A 15,080-nucleotide genomic window follows, 5' to 3' on the forward strand; every position below is an offset into this window, starting at 1 on the left:
CCAGGGCATGTTGCCGATAACACACTAAAGGGTGATTAAGCTGGTTCTTTTTGCAGGACAGGCAAGCCGGCGCTGCGCGGATCTGCCCGGCGCACTCCCTAGTTCCCACGTCCTTTCCTGCCTGTTCGGCAGCGAACGGTCCGGGGCCGATTGACTCGGCCCCGGGGCTTGCCCCACCTTTGTTTCATCCACCAAAAGAAACTTCACTAGCTGAAATCCCGGCTCTCATCGCCCCGACACGGCCGGGGCTGCCGGGGGAGAGGAAGCGATGGCGATCTCGGTCTTCGACATGCAGGCGCTCCAGCACAACTGGAGCACGGACGAAACGCGCGCCATCTTCGAGGAGACCAGCCGCGTCGCGAAGTGGATGGAGGTGGAGGCCGCCCTTGCCCGGGCGCAGGCCGAGCTCGGCATCATCCCGCAGGAAGCCGCGGACGACATCGTGGCCCACTGCAAGGCCGAGACGATCGACATCCCGAAGATGGCCGCCGAGACCCGCCGCGTGAAGCACGCGCTAGTGCCGGCGCTGAAGCAGCTCCAGGCGGCCTGCTCGGCCGAGAACGGGCAGTGGGTGCATTACGGCGCCACCACGCAGGACGTGATCGACACCGGCATGGTGCTCCAGATCCGCGACGCCCACGCCCTGTTCCTGCGCGACATCAAGGCGGTCGGGCGCGAGCTGGCGCGGCTGGCCCGGGAGCACCGGGACACGATCATGGCCGGGCGCACCCATGGCGTGCTCGCCCTGCCCATCACCTTCGGCCACAAATGCGCCATCTGGCTGGACGAGCTCTCCCGCCACCACGCCCGGCTCAAGGAATGCGAGCCGCGCCTCTTCGTCGGCGAGCTGGTAGGGGCGGTCGGCACCCAGGCCTCGCTCGGCCCCAAGGCGCGGCAGGTCGAGGAAGGGGTGATGAGGATCCTCGGCCTCGGCGTGCCCGATATCTCCTGGGCCCCGGCGCGGGACCGCTTCGCCGAGTATGCGGGCATCCTGAACCTCATCGGCGGCACGATCGGCAAGATCGGCAACGAGCTGTTCAACATGCAGCGCAACGAGTTCGCCGAGGTGGAGGAGGGCTTCACCGAGGGCAAGCTCGGCTCCTCCACCATGCCGCACAAGCGCAACCCCGTCTTCGCCGAGAACCTGCCCTGCATCGCCCGCGGCCTGCGCGCCTCGGCCAACATGATGTCGGAGGCGATGATCGCCGAGCACGAGCGGGACGGCATCAGCTGGAAGACCGAGTGGAAGGCGATGCCGGAGTGCTGCCTCATCGCCGGCGCCCTGCTGTTCCAGTGCGCCGGGCTGCTGCGCGGGCTGCGCGTGGACAAGGCGGCGATGATGGCCAATCTCGACCGGATGCGCGGCTACCTCCTCTCCGAGCGCGTGATGCTGGAACTCGGCGAGAAGGTCGGGAAGCAGAACGCGCACGAGTGGATCTACGAGGCCTCGATGCACGGGATCGAGAACCGCCTCGACTTCGCCGAGGCCATGCGCCGCCACCCCGAGATCTCCCGCGTCTCGAACGATGCCGACATCACCCGGATGACGGACCCCAGCGGCTATCTCGGCGAGGCCGGGGCGAGCGTCGACCGCGTGCTCGCCCGCAGCGCCGCCTGGCTGGGGGAGTAGGGCGGACCGGGCGGGAAATCGGCGGGCGGGCCCGCTTATACACCGGACACATGCGTGAATAGCGTAAATCACCATCCCGGACCGGCATAAACCGCGCTAAGCGGGGGCGGAACGGTTCCACGGAGAGCGCTGGCATGACCCCTTCCACCCCTTCCGGCCCGCCCCTCGCGCGCCGCCGCCTGCTGGCCGCCGCTGCCGGCGGGGCCGCCCTCCTCGCCTCCCGCGGTGCCGGGGCGCAGCCGCCGCTCGGCGCCCGCCCCGTGATCCTCGCCGTGCCCTTCGCCCCCGGCGGCGCGGTGGACATCATCGCCCGCGCCCTGGCCGAGCCCTTCTCGGCCGCGCTCGGCTCGCCCGTGCTGGTGGACAACCGCCCCGGCGCTTCCGGCGCCATCGCTGCCGCCTCGGTGGCGAGGGCGGAGCCGGACGGGCACACGCTCTTCATCGCGACGCCCGGCACCTCCATCACCGCCGCCTTCCAGCCGCAGCTCCTGCCCGGCGATCCCCGGCAGTTCCTCGCCCCGATCGGGCGGATGGCGACGCAGCCCTATGTGCTGACTGTCACGAAATCCTTCCCCGCCGACGACTTCGCCGGCTTCGCCGCCTGGACGAAGGCGCGCCGCGGCGAGTTCCTCCTGGCCAATACCGGGCAGATGACGGCCACGCGGCTGGCCGGCGAGCTGCTCGGGCTGCGGCTCGGCACGGAGATCACCCCCGTGCCCTATCGCGGCAGCGGCGTGGTGGGGACCGACCTGCTCGCAGGCCGCGTCCACGGCATCTTCGCCCAGCTCTCGGACGCCCTCCTCCTGCGCGGCCAGGGCGCGAAGCTCCTCGCCGTCAGCTCGCTGGAGCGCGCCGCCGTCCTGCCGGATGTGCCCGCCATCTCGGAGACCCTGCCGGGCTTCGACGTCTATAGCTGGAACGGGGTCTTCGCCCCGGCCGCGACGCCCGTGCCCGTGCTCGACCAATTGAACGCCGCGCTGAACAAGGCCCTGACCAACGAAGTCCTGCGCGAGCGCTTCCGCGCGGACGGCGTCACCTTCGTTCCCGGCCCTCGGCAGGCCCTGGCCGAGATCCTGGACAAGGAGATCAAGGGCTGGACCGAGCTGAGCACGAAGGTCCGCATCGACGTCCAGTAGGAGGACAGGATGACCGAGCCCGCCCTGCGCCCCCTGGCCGAGTGGATCGCGGCCCTCGACGCCGCCCTCCCGCCCGCGCCCTGGGGTGAGGCGGTGGATCGTGCCCTCGCCTCCAGCGCGCTCGATTTCGGCGGCGCCCTCCTCGCCGGCACGGCCCACCCGCTGCACCCCGTCTATCTCGCGGCCTTCGCTGCGGGCGCCGCGCCCGGGGCGGGCCCCTGCGCGGTGGCGGGGGATGCGCGCGGCTGGGGGCCGGTGGAGGCCGGCGCGGCCAACGCCGCGATCAGCCATTTCTGGGAGTTCGACGACAGCCACCGCGCCGCGATGATGCATCCCGGCATCACCGTGCTCCCCGCCGTGCTGGCGCTGGCCCAGGCGCGGCCGGGGGTGACGGCGGGGGACATGCGCGCGGCCGTTATCGCGGGCTACGAGGCCGGGCTGCGGATGGGCGCCCATCTCGGCAAGGCGCATTCGGCGACGAACCACACCACCGCTACCGCCGGAACCTTCGGCGCCGCCGCGGCCGCCGCGCGGCTGCTTCGGCTGGACGCGGCGCAAACACTCTCCACCCTCGGCCATGCCGGCACCCAGGCCGCCGGGCTCTGGCAGTTCCTCGACGACGGCGCGACGGATGCCAAGGCCTTCCACCCCGCCACCGCCGTGCGGAACGGCGTGAGTGCCGCCCTGCTGGCCGAGGCCGGCATCCCCGGCGCCGCGCGGGTGCTGGAGGGGCAGCGCGGGATGCTCGCGGCCTGGAAGATCGAGGCGGAGGCCTCGGCGGGGCTGGTGCCGGGCGGGGCGCCGATGATCCTCACCACCACCATCAAGGGCTGGCCCGTCTGCGGGCAGATGCACAGCCTGCTGGATGCGACGGCCGATCTCGCCCGCGCCTCGGGGCTGCGCGTGGAGGAGATCGCCACGGTGCGCGTGGAGGCGCCGCAGGCGCTGCTCGACATCGCCGGCATCCGCCATCCCGCCAATCTCGCGGAGGCGAAGTTCTCCACCGCCTTCTGCGTCGCCCTGCTGCTCTCCGGCGGCGACCTCTCCTTCACCGGCTTCGACGGGCGTGCCGTGGGCGATCGGGCGGTGCAGGCCCTCGCGGATCGCGTCGAGGTGCTGGCGCCGCCCGATTTCTCCGCCCGCTACCCCCGGGAGCGCCCCGCGCGCATCACGGTCGCCACGCAGGACGGCCGCGTGCTGGTGGAGGAGCGCAGCTTCCGCCGCGGCGATCCAGAGGCGCCCTGGCCCTGGGACGCGCTGGTGGAACGCTTCCACGGCATCGCCGCCCCTGCCCTGCCCGATGCCGGGGCGCGGGAGGCCGTCATCGCCTGGTGCCGCGCCTTCGGCGAGGGCGACCCGGATCTCGACCGCCGCGCGGGCGCGCTCTTCCGCCCGCCGGCGCAATCCCTGGAGAACGCGGCATGAGCGGCGCGCCCTTCCCCCTGGCCATCGATCCCGCCGCGCGCCCTGCCCGCAGTGTGCCGGCCGACCTCGCCGCGCGCCTCCGCGCCGCCCTGCCCGAAGGCGTGGTGCTGACGGAGGAGGCGGACCGCACGGCCTATCTCGTCGAGGAGCGCAGCCTCTACCGGGGCGAGGCACCGATCGTGCTGCGGCCGCGCAGCACGGAGGAGGTGGCGACCGCCGTGCGGCTCTGCACCGAGGCCGGCGTCGCGATCGTGCCGCAAGGGGGCAATACCGGCCTCGTCGGCGGCACCGTCTCCGCGGCGCATGAGGTGCTGCTCTCCCTCGGCCGGATGAACCGCATCGAGGAGGTGGACCCCCTTAACTTCACCATGACGGTGCAATCGGGCTGCGTGCTGGCCGATATACAGTCAGCGGCGGAGGCGGCGGACCGTCTCTTTCCCCTCTCCCTCGGCGCGCAGGGAAGCTGCCAGATCGGCGGCAACCTCGCGAGCAATGCGGGCGGCATCAACGTGCTGCGCTACGGCAACGCGCGCGAACTCACCCTCGGGCTGGAGGTGGTGCTGGCGGATGGCCGCGTGTGGAACGGGCTGCGCGCGCTGCACAAGGACAATACGGGCTACGCGCTGAAGCACCTGTTCATCGGCAGCGAGGGCACGCTCGGGATCATCACCCGCGCCGTGCTGAAGCTCTTCCCCCGGCTGACGGACCGGCAGGTCGCGCTCTGCGCGCTGAACGATCCCAGCGACGCCCTCACCCTTCTCTCCATGGCGCGGGGCCGCGCGGGCGAGGCGGTGACGGCCTTCGAGCTGATCTCCTCCTTCGCGCTGGAGATCGTGGAGCGCCACACGGGCGGGCAGACGCCCTTCGCCGGGCGGCACCCGCTCTACGCCCTGGTCGAGCTGGCGGGGTCGGACCGGGACGGCACGCTGCGCCCCGCGATGGAATCCCTGCTGGAATCCGCCTTCGAGGCGGGGGTGGTGGCGGATGCCGTGATCGCGGAGAGCCTCGACCAGGCGGGCAATCTCTGGCGCCTGCGCGAGGGCATCCCCGAGACGCAGAAGAAGGCGGGGGGCAGCATCAAGCACGACATCTCCGTCCCCGTCTCCCGCGTGCCCGACTTCCTCAGGCGCGCGGGAGAGGCGGTGGAGACGGCGATGCCGGGGGTGCGGATCTGCGCCTTCGGCCATCTCGGCGACGGCAACATCCACTACAACCTCACCCAGCCCGAGGGGATGGAGAAGACCGCCTTCCTCGCCCAGTGGGAGCGGATGAACGCCGTGGTCCACGACATCGTCGCCGGCCTCAGCGGCTCCATCTCCGCCGAGCACGGCATCGGCCTGCTCAAGGCGGGGGAGCTGCTGCGCTACAAGGACCCCGTGGAGATGGACCTCATGCGGCGCCTGCGCGACGCGCTGGACCCCGCGCATCTCCTGAATCCCGGGAAGATGATGGGGCGTGGCGGGGGCTGACCGAGAAGCCCTGCCCGTGCAGCAGCCCCGCCGCGATCTCCCGCGCCCGCGCGAAGCCCGCCTCCGTCTGCCGGCTAACGGGGCCGCTCACCACCAGCGCGCCAATGAAGCGTCCGTCGCCCTCGAAGACGGGCAGCGCGACGGAGGCGAGTTCGGGGTCGCGCTGCGCCGCCGTGCTGAGATGGCCGCGCGACAGCACCTCCGCGGCGAAGGGCGTCTCGCCGCCGGTATGGGCGAGCAGGACGTGCGCCGCCGCCCCGCCCGCGCGCAGCGGCAGGCGCTCGCCCGTCTCCACCTGCCGCCGCAGCGCGCGCGGCGCGTTGGCGCGGAGAAGGCAGACGCGGTCCTCGCCCTCCCGCGCGTAGAAGGCCGCACTCTCCCCCGTGCGCTCCGCCACGGCTTCGAGAACCGGCATCATGCGCGCGGGGAAGTCGGTGGTGGCGTGGTAGAGGGCGGCGAGGCGCAGCGGGGCGGAACCTGGGGCGTAGCGCCCGTCCTCCCCGCGCCGGACATAGCCGTGGGCGGCGAGGGTGCCGAGCATCCGGAGCAGCGTGGCCTTGTCCAGCCCGGTGATCGCGGCGAAGTCCCGCAGGTGCAGGCGCGGCCGCTCCTCGGTGAAGCAGGAGAGGACGAGAAGCCCGCGCTCCAGCACGCCGCTGGGCGGCGGCTCCCCTTCCGGCGCGCCTGCGGCCATGCCCTCCTCCCTCCATCGCCGTCGATAGCCTCAATGAGGTGAAAACCGTCCTGGACAAGCTCCGGGATGGCGGGATCGGCCACGCCCAGCGGCCGAAGACCAAGTTTGCGAACCCGGCGCCCAAAGGTTACCGCGACGCCAACCTGATCGTGAAGCTCCCGGGCGGGATGCTCGCCGAGGTTCGGATTCACCTCAAGGCATCCTGGTTGCTAAGAACCACGGGCATCACCACTACGAGGTGACGCGCAAGCTTGACGCCAAGCCGCGCACCGAATGGACCGAGCAGGAAACCCAGAGCCACGAGCACGCGCGCCAGGAATCGGTGGCGCTCTATCGGACCGCGTGGGAAGCTGCGACTGGAGGCAAAGTACCGTTGAAGAAGGCTCTTCCGCCGGCCGCCCAGAGCGCCCCCGACACCCAGAGCGAAGGCTACACTTACCACGACTACGACGGGGCGATATTTCGCCGGCCCGCCTCGGGCGGTGGCGTGACCGACATCCTCCATAGTAGCGGGACCTGGAAGCCCTATCAGGGTACCAACAGGACCGATCCCTGGATGTTCGGCGAGAAGGTCTCCGACCCGCTAGCCGGCCGCGCCCAGGCGGGGGTCCCGTCCTAGTGGTGCACCGCTAGGCGCGTCCCCTCCCCCGAGGAGTTCCATGCAGAACGATACGCCCTCCTCCCCTTGGCCAGCGCTGACACCCGAGGAGATGGAGAAATTCGACACCTACGAGGCCGGGATTCCTCGCACGGACACCGGCATCAAGCTCCCGGCTTATCTCCAGAAGATGCTTGACGACGCCAAGGAGAGGCGGCGGCGCTAGCCCCCTGTCTTCCCGTCATGACGCGAGGATGAGGGGATGCTTCTCCTCGTCAACATCGAAGCGGTCCCCTCCTGCGCTTGCGACAGCATCATTGAGGGCCTCTTCAAGGCGATGGCGGAGCCGGCCCCGGGCCGAGGCGCCTCTATCTGGGATCCCCGTCCCAACCTCTTTCTCCGCTGGCATGTGGAGGACTGGACGGCCCGGATGCAGGCGATCGCGCAGAAGATCCGCGACGCCCTGGACACCTTCCCGACCGGCCGCGGCACCTTTCGAGCTTCGCAAGGCCTCCCTGCCGTCCGGCTTGACCTGCCCCGGGCCGGTTCCTACGCTTGTGGTTCATTCAATAAAACGAACTTCATTCATTGAAGCAACGGGAAGGGCGTCGCGACGGTCGCTTCCCCGGCACTGAGGCCCGGACCATGACGGACACCCGCGACGACGCCATCCCGCGCACCCACAGCTCCCACTGGGGCGTGTTCCGCGGCCATTGGGAGAGCGGGCGGCTTGTCGTCGCGCCGCATCCCGCCGACCCCGATCCCTCACCCCTGTTGCAGAACTTCCCCGACGCGCTGCGCCACCGCGCCCGCATCGCGCGCCCCATGGTGCGCCGGGGCTGGCTGGAGCGCGGCCCCGGGCCGGACAGCCGGCGCGGGCGCGACGAGTTCGTGGAGATGGGCTGGGATGAGGTGCTCGACCTCCTCGCGCGCGAGCTCGCGCGGGTGCGGGACGAGCACGGGCCGGGCGCGGTCTTCGGCGGCTCCTACGGCTGGTCCTCCGCCGGGCGCTTCCACCACGCGCAGAGTCAGGTGCACCGCTTCCTGAACACCTCGATCGGCGGCTACGTCCGCTCGGTCAATTCCTACAGCGCCGGCGCCTCGGCGGTGATCCTGCCGCATATCCTCGGCCCGTTCGACGCGGTCTGCCGCCGCCACGTCACCTGGAAGCAGGTGGTCGCGCATACCGATACCGTGCTCGCCTTTGGCGGCATGGCGCTGAAGAACAGCGCGGTGGCGAGCGGCGGGGTCAGCGCGCATGTCGAGCGCGGCTCCATGGCGCAGGCGCGGGCGCGCGGCACGCGCTTCATCCTCGTCTCCCCGCTCCGCAGCGACCTGCCGGAGGAGGCGGGCGCGGAGTGGCTGGCCCCCGTGCCGGGCACGGATGTCGCCCTCATGCTCGGCCTCGCCCACACCCTTGCGACGGAGGGGCTGCACGACACGGATTTCCTCGCCCGCTTCTGCGTCGGCTATCCGCAGTTCGAGCGCTACCTCCTGGGGCAGGCGGACGGGCAGCCCAAGAGCGCGGAATGGGCGGCCGCCATCTGCGGCATCAAGGCCGGGCGGATCGCGGAGCTCGCGCGGCGGATCGCGCGCGGGCGCACCCTCATCACCGTCGCGCAGTCGCTCCAGCGCGCCGAGCACGGCGAGCAGCCCGTCTGGATGGCGGCCGTGCTGGCGGCGATGCTCGGCCAGATCGGTCTGCCCGGCGGCGGCTACAACTACGCGCTCGGCAGCCTCGCCCATTACGGCAAGCAGCAGAACGCCGTGCCCATCCCGACCCTGTCGCAGGGCACGAACGGGGTGGCGAACTTCATCCCCGTCGCGCGCATCGCGGACATGCTGCTGAACCCCGGCGCGCCCTTCGACTACAACGGCCGCCGGATGAACTACGCGGACATCCGGCTCGTCTACTGGGCCGGCGGGAATCCCTTCCACCACCACCAGGACCTGAACCGGCTGCGCGAGGCCTTCGCGCGGGTGGACACGCTGGTCGTCCACGAGATCGCCTGGACCGCGACGGCGCGCCACGCCGACATCGTCCTCCCCTGCACCATGACGCTGGAGCGCGACGACATCGGCGCCGCCGCGACCGACCCGCTGATGGTGGCGATGAAGAAGCTCGCCGAGCCCTTCGGCGAGGCGCGGGACGACTACGCCATCTTCGCCGACCTCTCCCGCCGCCTCGGCGCCGAGGCGGCCTTCACCGAGGGGCGCACGGCGGAGGAGTGGCTGCGCCATCTCTACGAGCGCACGCGGGCGGCGCTGGAAGAGAAGGGCCTACCCGCCCCCTCCTTCGACGAGTTCTGGCGGGACGAGGAGGTCCACCTCCCCTCCGCCCCCGACGATGGCGGCATCATCCGCGCCTTCCGCGAGGACCCGGAGGGCCACCCGCTGCCGACCCCGAGCGGCAAGGTGGAGATCTTCTCCGAAACCGTCGCGGGCTTCGGCTACGACGACTGCCCCGGCCATCCCGCCTGGCTGGAGCCGGTGGAGAGGCCGGACGCGCGCCACCCCCTCCGGCTCGTCGCGAACCAGCCGCACACCAAGCTGCACAGCCAGCTCGATTTTGGCGGCTACAGCGCGGCCTCCAAGCGCCGGGGCCGCGAGGTCGCGCGCATGAACCCGGTGGATGCGGCGGCGCGCGGCATCGCGGAGGGCGACATCCTCCGCCTGTTCAACGACCGCGGCGCCTGCCTCGCCTCCGCCTCCATCACGGAGGACGTGCGGCCCGGCGTGGTGCAGCTTCCCACGGGCGCCTGGTACGACCCGGCTGATCCGGCGGAGAGCAAGCCCCTCTGCGTCCACGGCAATCCGAACGTGCTGACGCGCGACGCCGGCACCTCCCGCCTCGCCCAGGGCTGCACAGGCCAGCTCACCGTGCTGGAGGTGGAGCGCTTCGAGGGGAACCTGCCGCCGATCGCGGCCTTCGAGCCGCCCGTGCCCGCGCGGCGCTGAGGGCCGTCCCTAGCCCTCCACCTCGTGCAGGGTGAGGCCGGGGGCGAGCGCCCGCCCCGCCCCGGCAGCGCCGAGCCCCTCCAGCCCCGCCCGGGCGGCGGCGGCCCCCGCGCGCCAGCGGTCCTGCAGCGTGGCACGGGAGAAGTCGAAGAGCTTGCCCGGCCCGGCCTCGTCCAGCGAGGCGCGGTAGCCCAGCCGGAGCAGTGTGAGCGCGCCCTTGCTCCCCTCCCTCTCCGCCTCGGCCAGCAGGGGCGCGAGCGCGGCATCCTCCCGGCTCTCTGCGGGCAGGCCATCGGCAAGGCGGCGGAGCAGGTCCCGCAGCCCGTATTCCCGCGCCGCGGCCTCGATCATCCTGAGGGTCTGGTTGCCGAAGGCGAGATCTCCCGCCCGCGCGATCGAGGCGCCGAGGGAGCGCGGCCGGCTGCCCCGCTCCGCGAAGAGATCGACGAGCACGGCCAGCCTCTCCCCCGCTTCGTCTCCCGCAAGCAGGAGGTCGAGCGGCAGGTTCGAGGCCAGGCCCCCATCCCCGAGCAGCCGCCCCTCCACCTCCACGGGGGCGAAGACCGGCAGCAGGGCGCAGGAGGCGAGGACGTGGCCGGGCCCGATCCGGGCCCCGCGGGCGCTGTCGAACACCACGCGCTCGCCGCTCTCCACATCGGTCGCCACCAGCGTCAGCCGCGGGGCGGCGGGGCCGTTCAGCAGGTCGAAATCCACGCAGTCCGGCAGGCGGCGGAGCAGCGGCTCCAAGTCGTAGAGCGCCGGGGCGGCTCCCGTGCCGGATTGCAGGAGGCGCGGGCTGAAGACGCCGGGCCGCCCGAGGGTTAGGGTGCGGATGGCCGCCATCTCGTTGTAGGTGCGGCGCCAGGCGCCCTCGGCCGGCGGCGGGCCGAGCAGGAAGGAGGTCCAGGGCATCGGCTCGTCGGCCGCGGACATCCAGAAGCGCCGCAGCGCCTCCGCCCGCCTGCCCGGCGGGTTGCCCGCCACGATCGCCGCGTTCACCGCGCCCGAGGACACGCCGATCACCCAGCCCGGCGGGCCCTGCTCGTCCAGCACCTCGCAGACGCCCGCCTCGAAGGCGCCGAGCGCGAGCCCCCCCGACATCAGGAGGACCGTTCCAGCCCGCCCCTCCTTCCCCACTCCATCCATCGCGCCGCTCCGGTTCCGCCGATCGTCACCACCGCCCAGACCGCAGCGGCGGGATGCCGTCCGCGCCGGGGCACCCGGCGGGGAGCGGTCGGGACTACCGGCTCCATCCCGGGCTGAGGAACCGGGCAGGACGGCGCGGGTTGCGCCGCAGCATCCCGGGCCGCGCCGGGCGGGCGGGATCAAGGCTCCGCGAGCACGGCATTCGGCCCTGGGCTCCTTAACGCAGGTTAGAGGGAGCGGTGGCCGGCGAGGGAACAATCGCGCGTTGTCCTGCCATCCCAGGAGTTCCCCGGCCCATGCTTCCCATGACCGACCGCACGGCCCGGGAACCCGACCTCCCCTCCGGAGGCCTGCACCTGCGCGAGCCCGCCCCGGCCGGGCCGGGCACGCGCCGCATCCTCGGCCCGCTCGCCCTCGGGCCCGGGCTGCTCTCGGCCCATGCGGGCAGTGCCGTGCTCGCCGAGGCGGCCGGTGCCTGGGCGGCGGCCGCGAGGTCCCCCGCCCTCTCGCAGGGCTTCGCCGGTCTGCGGCGGGAGGCGGAGGCGGGCGGGTGCCGGATCGGCCTCCTGCTCTCCGGGCTGGGCATGGTGGCGGTGGGCGGCACTCCCTGGATCGCGCCGCGCGAGCTCCTCTTCCCCACCCCCTCCGACACGGCGCGCGCCGCCCTGGCGGGATGGGCCGCGGACAGGATGGCGGCCGGGCTGCTCGGGCTCCAGCAGCGCGCGCTGGACCTCGGCGAGGTCGAGGCGGCGCGGCTCCTGCGCGATCTGGCGGAGGGATTCCTGGCCCAGTCGCGGGAGATCGTCCCTCTCTCACGCTCCACCGCCCCCGGCCTCACCGGGAGGATGGCACGATGACGCGGCCGGGCCTCGCCGCCGGCGTCCTCGGCTTCGCGCTCGGCGGCTTCTTCGACGGGATCATGCTGCACCAGGTGCTGCAGTGGCACCACTTCCTCTCCCTCGTGCCGGGGGAGGCGCTGCGGAACATCGAGGCGCAGATCCTGGCGGACGGGATGTTCCACGTCGCCGTCTACCTCATCACCGCCATAGGCCTTTGGCTGCTCTGGCGGGCGCGAGGCGGGCTGGCGCCGTCGGGCGCCGGGCGGGGCGTGCTCTCCGCGACCCTGCTCGGCTTCGCCGTCTGGCAGCTGGTGGACGTGGTCGTCTTCCACTGGATCATCGGCATCCACCGGATCCGGGTGGACGTGCCGAACCCGCTGGCCTGGGACATCGGCTGGATCGTGGTGGTGGGCCTGCCGCCCTTGGCAGCAGGACTCTGGCTGGCCCGGACCGCCCCGCCGCCCTCCCGGGGCGGGATGGGCGGGGGCGCCGTGGCCGCCTCGCTCGCGGCCCTCTGCATCGGCTCGGCCTCGCTGGCCTCCCTGCCGCCGCCGGGCGTGACCACGGCGCTCGTCCTGTTCCGCCCGGGCATCAGCCCGGACGCCGCCTTCGCCGCCGCCATCGCAGCGGGCGGGCGCGTGGCCTGGAGCGACCCGAGCGGGAGCCTTCTCGCCGTCGATCTCGGCGAGGACGGCTCCACCTGGGAACTGCTGCGCGGCGGGGCGCTCCTCGTCGGGCGCTCGCCCCTCACGGGCGGCTGCCTCGGCTGGACGCGGCTGCGGGTCTGAGGCCGCATTTTCGCGGGGGGGGCGCACGGCCCCCGGGAGCCATTCCGCTACTCGGTGCCAGGGAAGAAGGCCTTCCCTGGCACCACCTCCCCCTAGCCGAGGGAGGCGATCATCGCGAAGGCCGTGAACCCGCCGAGGACGAGCACCGCCACCAGCCCCAGTACCAGCATCCCGTCCGGCGCCCGTCCTGCCGGTGCGCCCGTGCTCTGTGCCTTGCTCTCGCTTGCCATCCTGACCCTCCGCTTTTCCGGCTGCGACAGGCCGGTAACGCGCAAGGCCGCCGCATGTTCCCCTCCATCTCGCGGCGGACGGCGAGGTTGCGGCAGCGCGACCACAACCATTAAGGGTAGACAACCCCCTTAATCCTCGCTTAACGCGTGTGTGAACCCGGATGCTCCGCAGCCGGGCCCGGCACCGCCGGACGCAACGAGTCGGAGGCCATCACAGGTCTTCGCCAGGACTGGAGGACAGGCCCGTGCCCCATCCCACTGGAGCCGCCCCGTCCCGCCCGGCCAGCCGGAGGTTCCGCCTGGCCTTCCCGGCCATCCTCTCCCTCAGCCTCCTTCTCGTCGTCGCCGAGGCCTGGAACGAGTGGAGCGGCCGCGAGCGGCAGATCGAGGAGACGGGGATCGCGGCCTCCAACCTCGCGCGCTCCCTCGTCCAGGAGGCGGAGAGCGACTTCGCCATGGCGGATGCGGCGCTGCTGGGCATCGTCGAGCAGGTGGAGGCGGAGGGCACGGCGGCGGGGACCCTCGCCCCCCTGCTCCGGCTCATGCGGCGGCAGCTCGACATCCAGCCGAAGCTGAGGAACTTCTCCATCTACGGGCCGGACGGCACGCTGGCGCTCAGCTCCTTCCCCAGCTTCGCCACCGGCGCGAGCATCGCGGACCGCGACTACTTCGCCCGCCACCGCGAGGAGGCCGGCGAGGGCATGCTCGTCGGCACGGCGGTGCGCAGCCGGCTGGACGGGGAGTGGATCGTCACCCTCTCCCGCCGCATCGGCGACGGGGCAGGCCGCTTCGGTGGCGTGGCCGTGGCCGCGATGGAGATCGAGGCCTTGTCGCGCGGCTTCGCGCGCTTCGACCTCGGCCGCCACGGCTCCGTCGCGCTGCTGCGCTCCGACGGGCGGCTGCTCGCGCGCAACCCGGTGGACGAGGCCGCGCTCGACGCGCCCATGTTCCGCCGCCTCCCCGGCGACCCCCTTTCCGAGGGGCGCCCCGGCCGCTTCCACTACGCCTCCCCCATCGACGGCATCGAGCGGCTGGGTGCCTATGAGACGGGGGAGCGCTACCCCATCGGCGTCATCGTCGGGCGCGGCGCGGTGGAGGCCCTGGCCGCTTGGACGGTGCGGGCCGCCCTGCGCGCCGGGGTGGTCCTCCTTCTCGCGGGGCTGCTGGTGCTGATGGGCCACCGCCTCGTCCGCCAGATCCGCCGGCGGCGGGAGGCGGAGGGGGGGCTGGCCGCGAGCGAGGCCCATTTCCGCCTGCTGGCCGAGCATGCGAGCGACATGGTCTCGCGCCTCGGCCCCGACGGGCTCATCCGCTACGCCTCCCCCGCCGCTGCCCGCCTGATCGGCCTGCCGCCGCGCGGGCTGATCGGCCGCCCGATGGAGGCGCTCGTCCTCCCCGAGGACCGCCCCGCCCTGCACGAGGCGCTGGCCGTGGCGGGCGAGCCGGGGCGCCAGGGGGAGGTGACCTGCCGGGTCTCGCGGCCGGACGGCTCGGTGGTCTGGCTGGAGACGACCCTCCGCCGCCTCGAACCCTCCCCCTCCGGCGAGGTGCACGGCTATGTCGCCGTCTCCCGGGACGTGACGGAGCGGCGTTCCATGGAGTCACGGCTGGCGGAGCTGGCCTCCACGGACGGGCTGACCGGCCTGGCCAACCGCCGCCGCTTCGACGAGGTGCTGAACCGCGAGTGGCGCCGCGCCGCGCGGGAGGAGAGCTGCCTCGCCGTGCTGCTGCTGGACGTCGATCACTTCAAGGCCTTCAACGACCTCTACGGCCATCTCTCCGGGGACGACGCCCTGCGCGAGGTGGCGCGGGCGATCGGCGAGACGATCCGCCGCCCCGGCGACCTGGCCGCGCGCTACGGCGGGGAGGAGTTCGCGGCGGTGCTGCCGCGGACCGATGCCGCGGGCGCGCGCGAGGTGGCCGAGCGGATCAGGGGGGCGATCGCCGCGCTGGGCATCGGGCATGAGGGGAATGCGGCGGGCCATATCACGGCCAGCATCGGGGTGGCGGCGGTGCAGCCCCACGCCTTCAGCGCGCCGGACGCGCCGATGCTGCTGGGCGCGGCCGATTCGGCCCTCTACGAGGCGAAGAGGTCCGGGCGGGACCGGGTGTTCCAGGCGCCGCCCATCACGGTGATCCAGGCCCGGCGCGTCGCGGCGCGCTGAGG

The 15,080-nt window shown here is 72.8% G+C and carries 15 protein-coding genes; 12 read left to right on the forward strand and 3 right to left on the reverse strand.

What is annotated here, in order from left to right:
* Positions 1 to 268: 268 nt before the first annotated feature.
* The 4 genes from purB to FHS87_RS05855 all read left to right on the forward strand — a co-directional run bounded on the left by purB (position 269) and on the right by FHS87_RS05855 (position 5,660).
* Positions 269 to 1,630 (forward strand): adenylosuccinate lyase, encoded by a 1,362-nt coding sequence (purB, locus tag FHS87_RS05840; RefSeq protein ID WP_184514855.1) that lies wholly within the window; start codon positions 269 to 271, stop codon positions 1,628 to 1,630.
* 134 nt (positions 1,631 to 1,764) lie between these two features.
* Positions 1,765 to 2,766 carry a Bug family tripartite tricarboxylate transporter substrate binding protein gene (locus FHS87_RS05845; RefSeq protein ID WP_184514857.1) on the forward strand — a complete coding sequence of 334 codons (1,002 nt, stop codon included), beginning with the start codon at positions 1,765 to 1,767 and terminating at the stop codon, positions 2,764 to 2,766.
* Positions 2,767 to 2,775: 9 nt separating this feature from the next.
* Positions 2,776 to 4,191 carry an MmgE/PrpD family protein gene (locus tag FHS87_RS05850; RefSeq protein ID WP_184514858.1) on the forward strand — a complete coding sequence of 472 codons (1,416 nt, stop codon included), beginning with the start codon at positions 2,776 to 2,778 and terminating at the stop codon, positions 4,189 to 4,191.
* Positions 4,188 to 5,660: an FAD-binding oxidoreductase gene (locus FHS87_RS05855; RefSeq protein ID WP_184514860.1), complete on the forward strand. Its 1,473-nt coding sequence runs from the start codon at positions 4,188 to 4,190 to the stop codon at positions 5,658 to 5,660. Before FHS87_RS05850 ends, FHS87_RS05855 begins: the two co-directional genes overlap by 4 nt.
* Here the strand turns inward: FHS87_RS05855 and FHS87_RS05860 are convergent.
* A complete protein-coding gene (locus tag FHS87_RS05860; protein WP_184514862.1) occupies positions 5,581 to 6,354 on the reverse strand; it encodes an IclR family transcriptional regulator in 774 nt (257 codons plus the stop codon). The genes FHS87_RS05855 and FHS87_RS05860 overlap by 80 nt on opposite strands.
* Before the next feature lie 38 nt (positions 6,355 to 6,392).
* Between FHS87_RS05860 and FHS87_RS05865 the strand changes: the two genes are divergently transcribed.
* From FHS87_RS05865 to FHS87_RS05885, 5 genes are read left to right on the forward strand one after another with little or no spacing between them, the layout of a single operon-like run.
* Positions 6,393 to 6,596 (forward strand): hypothetical protein, encoded by a 204-nt coding sequence (locus tag FHS87_RS05865; RefSeq protein ID WP_184514864.1) that lies wholly within the window; start codon positions 6,393 to 6,395, stop codon positions 6,594 to 6,596.
* Positions 6,593 to 6,973, forward strand: a complete 381-nt coding sequence (locus tag FHS87_RS05870; protein ID WP_184514866.1) for a hypothetical protein — start codon at positions 6,593 to 6,595, stop codon at positions 6,971 to 6,973. Before FHS87_RS05865 ends, FHS87_RS05870 begins: the two co-directional genes overlap by 4 nt.
* Before the next feature lie 40 nt (positions 6,974 to 7,013).
* Positions 7,014 to 7,178, forward strand: coding sequence for a hypothetical protein (locus FHS87_RS05875; protein ID WP_184514868.1), 165 nt, complete (start codon positions 7,014 to 7,016; stop codon positions 7,176 to 7,178).
* 36 nt (positions 7,179 to 7,214) lie between these two features.
* The gene (locus FHS87_RS05880) at positions 7,215 to 7,544 is read left to right on the forward strand and encodes a hypothetical protein (RefSeq protein WP_184514870.1); all 330 of its coding nucleotides are present in this window, start codon (positions 7,215 to 7,217) and stop codon (positions 7,542 to 7,544) included.
* Positions 7,545 to 7,597: 53 nt separating this feature from the next.
* A complete protein-coding gene (locus tag FHS87_RS05885) occupies positions 7,598 to 9,910 on the forward strand; it encodes a molybdopterin guanine dinucleotide-containing S/N-oxide reductase (protein ID WP_184514872.1) in 2,313 nt (770 codons plus the stop codon).
* Between the two features lie 9 nt (positions 9,911 to 9,919).
* Here FHS87_RS05885 and FHS87_RS05890 read toward each other — a convergent pair whose 3' ends face one another.
* Positions 9,920 to 11,011, reverse strand: coding sequence for a patatin-like phospholipase family protein (locus tag FHS87_RS05890; protein WP_184514875.1), 1,092 nt, complete (start codon positions 11,009 to 11,011; stop codon positions 9,920 to 9,922).
* 341 nt (positions 11,012 to 11,352) lie between these two features.
* Here FHS87_RS05890 and FHS87_RS05895 point away from each other — a divergent pair, with 341 nt between their 5' ends.
* Positions 11,353 to 11,913 (forward strand): hypothetical protein, encoded by a 561-nt coding sequence (locus FHS87_RS05895; protein ID WP_184514877.1) that lies wholly within the window; start codon positions 11,353 to 11,355, stop codon positions 11,911 to 11,913.
* The gene (locus FHS87_RS05900; protein ID WP_184514879.1) at positions 11,910 to 12,683 is read left to right on the forward strand and encodes a DUF2243 domain-containing protein; all 774 of its coding nucleotides are present in this window, start codon (positions 11,910 to 11,912) and stop codon (positions 12,681 to 12,683) included. The genes FHS87_RS05895 and FHS87_RS05900 overlap by 4 nt, the downstream gene beginning before the upstream one ends.
* A 92-nt stretch (positions 12,684 to 12,775) precedes the next feature.
* On the opposite strand, the gene FHS87_RS05905 is transcribed toward FHS87_RS05900, so the two are convergent.
* Positions 12,776 to 12,913, reverse strand: coding sequence for a hypothetical protein (locus FHS87_RS05905; RefSeq protein WP_184514881.1), 138 nt, complete (start codon positions 12,911 to 12,913; stop codon positions 12,776 to 12,778).
* 245 nt (positions 12,914 to 13,158) lie between these two features.
* On the opposite strand from FHS87_RS05905, the gene FHS87_RS05910 reads away from it, so the two are divergent.
* Positions 13,159 to 15,078: a diguanylate cyclase gene (locus FHS87_RS05910; protein WP_184514883.1), complete on the forward strand. Its 1,920-nt coding sequence runs from the start codon at positions 13,159 to 13,161 to the stop codon at positions 15,076 to 15,078.
* Positions 15,079 to 15,080: the final 2 nt, after the last annotated feature.

Origin of the sequence: Muricoccus pecuniae (assembly GCF_014199205.1) — a bacterium.
Classification (GTDB): domain Bacteria; phylum Pseudomonadota; class Alphaproteobacteria; order Acetobacterales; family Acetobacteraceae; genus Roseomonas; species Roseomonas pecuniae.

What these genes read in the sequence shown, in the direction of transcription:
- purB (WP_184514855.1), top strand. Translation starts at nt 269, where the DNA reads ATGGCGATCTCGGTCTTCGACATGCAGGCGCTCCAGCACAACTGGAGC.
- FHS87_RS05845 (WP_184514857.1), top strand. Translation starts at nt 1,765, where the DNA reads ATGACCCCTTCCACCCCTTCCGGCCCGCCCCTCGCGCGCCGCCGCCTG.
- FHS87_RS05850 (WP_184514858.1), top strand. Translation starts at nt 2,776, where the DNA reads ATGACCGAGCCCGCCCTGCGCCCCCTGGCCGAGTGGATCGCGGCCCTC.
- FHS87_RS05855 (WP_184514860.1), top strand. Translation starts at nt 4,188, where the DNA reads ATGAGCGGCGCGCCCTTCCCCCTGGCCATCGATCCCGCCGCGCGCCCT.
- FHS87_RS05860 (WP_184514862.1), bottom strand. Translation starts at nt 6,354, where the DNA reads ATGGCCGCAGGCGCGCCGGAAGGGGAGCCGCCGCCCAGCGGCGTGCTG.
- FHS87_RS05875 (WP_184514868.1), top strand. Translation starts at nt 7,014, where the DNA reads ATGCAGAACGATACGCCCTCCTCCCCTTGGCCAGCGCTGACACCCGAG.
- FHS87_RS05880 (WP_184514870.1), top strand. Translation starts at nt 7,215, where the DNA reads ATGCTTCTCCTCGTCAACATCGAAGCGGTCCCCTCCTGCGCTTGCGAC.
- FHS87_RS05885 (WP_184514872.1), top strand. Translation starts at nt 7,598, where the DNA reads ATGACGGACACCCGCGACGACGCCATCCCGCGCACCCACAGCTCCCAC.
- FHS87_RS05890 (WP_184514875.1), bottom strand. Translation starts at nt 11,011, where the DNA reads ATGTCGGGGGGGCTCGCGCTCGGCGCCTTCGAGGCGGGCGTCTGCGAG.
- FHS87_RS05895 (WP_184514877.1), top strand. Translation starts at nt 11,353, where the DNA reads ATGCTTCCCATGACCGACCGCACGGCCCGGGAACCCGACCTCCCCTCC.
- FHS87_RS05900 (WP_184514879.1), top strand. Translation starts at nt 11,910, where the DNA reads ATGACGCGGCCGGGCCTCGCCGCCGGCGTCCTCGGCTTCGCGCTCGGC.
- FHS87_RS05905 (WP_184514881.1), bottom strand. Translation starts at nt 12,913, where the DNA reads ATGGCAAGCGAGAGCAAGGCACAGAGCACGGGCGCACCGGCAGGACGG.